Source organism: Calidifontibacillus erzurumensis, assembly GCF_013303125.1.
GTDB lineage: Bacteria > Bacillota > Bacilli > Bacillales > Bacillaceae_J > Calidifontibacillus > Calidifontibacillus erzurumensis.
In genome coordinates, this window is the sequence record NZ_JABTTE010000072.1 from 1 (window position 1) to 631 (window position 631).

At 37.9% G+C, this 631-nt stretch carries 1 protein-coding gene; it reads right to left on the reverse strand.

Going from position 1 to position 631, the window contains the following annotated elements:
- Positions 1-33: 33 nt before the first annotated feature.
- Positions 34-631 (reverse strand): IS21-like element helper ATPase IstB (gene istB, locus HR057_RS16840; protein WP_173732665.1); only part of this gene is annotated, 598 nt, incomplete at its 5' end.

Below are 631 nucleotides of genomic sequence, written 5' to 3' on the forward strand. Positions count from 1 at the left end.
AAAAATACATAGGCTTGCAGCTTATTTTTTACATTAATTGGAATTGTTTGTTTTCACAGAAGAAAGAGCGTTTTTCAGTCTATAACTTTCTCCTGTGAATGCAACGATATGGGCATGGTGCACTAAACGATCTACTAAAGCCGATGTCAAGCGATTATCCCCGAAAACTCGGTTCCATTGTCCAAACTCTAAATTAGAAGTGACAATCACACTCTTCTGCTCATAACAGTCTGCAATGATATGAAACAATAATTCTGCCCCTTGCTTTTGAAATGGGACATATCCAACCTCATCCAAAATGAGTAACTGGCACTTTTCGATTTGACGCTTTAATCGTTGTAATGTCCCTGCTTTTAAGGCAGCTTCAAGCTGCTCAACTAAATCTGCAACACGAAAGAAGCGGACTTCATATCCTCTTTCACAGGCCTTCAACCCTAACGCCGTACTTAAATGCGTTTTCCCTGTGCCTGGCGACCCTAAAAGCAATAAATTTTGTTTCTCTTTTAAAAAATGCAGGTCACAAATTGCTTCTTTTGTTGTTGTTGCAGGTAAATGAATACCATCATTCCATTCATAATCTTTCAGCCATTTCAGTTCTCTAAATTTTGCTTTCTTCATAAGTTTTGCTATT